This is a genomic window from Mesorhizobium sp. M7A.F.Ca.US.011.01.1.1 (genome assembly GCF_003998295.1).
GTDB lineage: Bacteria > Pseudomonadota > Alphaproteobacteria > Rhizobiales > Rhizobiaceae > Mesorhizobium.
In genome coordinates this window covers 53,650-56,149 of sequence record NZ_RZRT01000012.1, presented here as the reverse complement: position 1 = coordinate 56,149, position 2,500 = coordinate 53,650, and the positions used below count along the sequence as shown (strand labels likewise).

Genomic DNA, 2,500 nt, shown 5'->3' with positions numbered 1-2,500 from the left:
AAGCGTAACAGCTCACTGGTCTAAATAAGGGTCTTTGCGCCGAAAATGTAACGGGGCTAAAGCCATACACCGAAGCTTAGGGTTTGGTCCGCAAGGGCCAAGCGGTAGCGGAGCGTTCTGTAAGCTGATGAAGCCATACCCGTGAGGGGTGGTGGAGGTATCAGAAGTGCGAATGCTGACATGAGTAACGTAAGGGGAGTGAGAGACTCCCCCGCCGAAAGACCAAGGGTTCCTGCTTAAAGCTAATCTGAGCAGGGTTAGCCGGCCCCTAAGACGAGGCGGAAACGCGTAGTCGATGGGAACCACGTTAATATTCGTGGGCTTGGAGGTAGTGACGGATCATTGAGGTAGTCCAATCTTATCGGATTGAACGGGCTGCTGCGTGGTTCCAGGAAATAGCTCCTCCTTATAAACCGTACCCGAAACCGACACTGGTGGTCTGGTAGAGTATACCAAGGCGCTTGAGAGAACTATGCTGAAGGAACTCGGCAAATTGCACGCGTAACTTCGGAAGAAGCGTGACCCTTTTCTACGCAAGTAGAGGAGGGTGGCACAGACCAGGGGGTAGCGACTGTTTATCAAAAACACAGGGCTCTGCGAAGTCGCAAGACGACGTATAGGGTCTGACGCCTGCCCGGTGCTGGAAGGTTAAGAGGAGGGGTGCAAGCTCTGAATCGAAGCCCCAGTAAACGGCGGCCGTAACTATAACGGTCCTAAGGTAGCGAAATTCCTTGTCGGGTAAGTTCCGACCTGCACGAATGGCGTAACGACTTCCCCGCTGTCTCCAGCATAGACTCAGTGAAATTGAATTCCCCGTGAAGATGCGGGGTTCCTGCGGTTAGACGGAAAGACCCCGTGCACCTTTACTATAGCTTTACATTGGCATTCGTAGTGGCATGTGTAGGATAGGTGGTAGGCTTTGAAACCTGGGCGCCAGCTCAGGTGGAGCCACCCTTGAAATACCACCCTTATTACTATGGATGTCTAACCGCGGCCCGTTATCCGGGTCCGGGACAATGTATGGTGGGTAGTTTGACTGGGGCGGTCGCCTCCTAAAGAGTAACGGAGGCGCGCGATGGTGGGCTCAGAACGGTCGGAAATCGTTCGCTGAGTGCAATGGCATAAGCCTGCCTGACTGCGAGACTGACAAGTCGAGCAGAGACGAAAGTCGGTCATAGTGATCCGGTGGTCCCGCGTGGAAGGGCCATCGCTCAACGGATAAAAGGTACGCCGGGGATAACAGGCTGATGACCCCCAAGAGTCCATATCGACGGGGTTGTTTGGCACCTCGATGTCGACTCATCGCATCCTGGGGCTGGAGCAGGTCCCAAGGGTATGGCTGTTCGCCATTTAAAGCGGTACGTGAGTTGGGTTCAGAACGTCGTGAGACAGTTCGGTCCCTATCTGCCGTGGGTGTAGGAATATTGAAAGGATCTGTCCCTAGTACGAGAGGACCGGGATGGACGGATCTCTGGTGGACCTGTTGTGGCGCCAGCCGCATAGCAGGGTAGCTATATCCGGACGGGATAACCGCTGAAGGCATCTAAGCGGGAAACCCACCTTAAAACGAGTATTCCCTGAGAACCGTGGAAGACGACCACGTTGATAGGCCGGGTGTGGAAGAGCGGCAACGCTTGAAGCTTACCGGTACTAATAGTTCGATCGGCTTGATCGTTCTCATTCCTTATGCCCATCTGACAAAGTCAGATGGTCTGTTCTCACTCACGCTTGTTCCGCCCTGCGGGCGGCGCTACGTGGGTGCGGCGCATCAGCGCCGACGGTCGGTCGACCTTGCGAAGCTTCGCTTCGAAAGGCGTCAGGACCCAAAGAACTGTAAAGGCACAAAAAAGACCAGCGAACAGCTCAGAGAAAGCAGCAAATAGGATCCCTATTCGCTACTCACTATTGGCTATTCGCTCAAAAAAGCTTCTCGAACAACGTGCGTTTTGCCGACCTGGTGGTTATGGCGGAGCGGCTGCACCCGATCCCATTCCGAACTCGGCCGTGAAACGCTCCAGCGCTGATGGTACTTCGTCTCAAGACGCGGGAGAGTAGGTAGCTGCCAGGCCTGCTAAACGCACGTTGAACTCACATCCAATCGGATGCAGAGAAATCTTCTCTTTATGAAATGGCCCGCCAAGGGATCACGGGCCGCGTAAGCGGCCCTTTCATTTGGTCAGCCATATACCTATCTGTAGGCCATGCTATTTGTAAGCCTCGGCTTATACCAAAGGTAACGCGGGGTGGAGCAGCCCGGTAGCTCGTCAGGCTCATAACCTGAAGGTCACAGGTTCAAATCCTGTCCCCGCAACCAAATACAAAAGAGCCCGCCCTCGTGCGGGCTCTTTTGTATTGTGCCGTGGTGCAACCGATTTAACCTGTCATCAGGCGCCCGCAAGCAAGCGGAGCCGACGCCGCCAGACAGAAAACTCAATCCTGTCCCCGCAACCAATCTTCGGTAAGCAAACGGCCCGCCTGGCACAAAGCCCGCGGGCCGTTT

General features: G+C 54.7%; 1 tRNA gene and 2 rRNA genes (1 of these 3 cut by a window edge). All 3 read left to right on the top strand.

Going from position 1 to position 2,500, the window contains the following annotated elements:
• A 23S ribosomal RNA gene (locus EOA13_RS14795) occupies nt 1–1,675 on the top strand; it begins 1,147 nt to the left of the window's first position.
• A 278-nt stretch (nt 1,676–1,953) separates the two neighbouring features.
• Nucleotides 1,954–2,068, top strand: a 5S ribosomal RNA gene (gene rrf / locus EOA13_RS14790).
• A 169-nt stretch (nt 2,069–2,237) separates the two neighbouring features.
• Nucleotides 2,238–2,314: transfer RNA gene (locus EOA13_RS14785), tRNA-Met, on the top strand.
• The last annotated feature ends 186 nt before the right edge of the window (nt 2,315–2,500 follow it).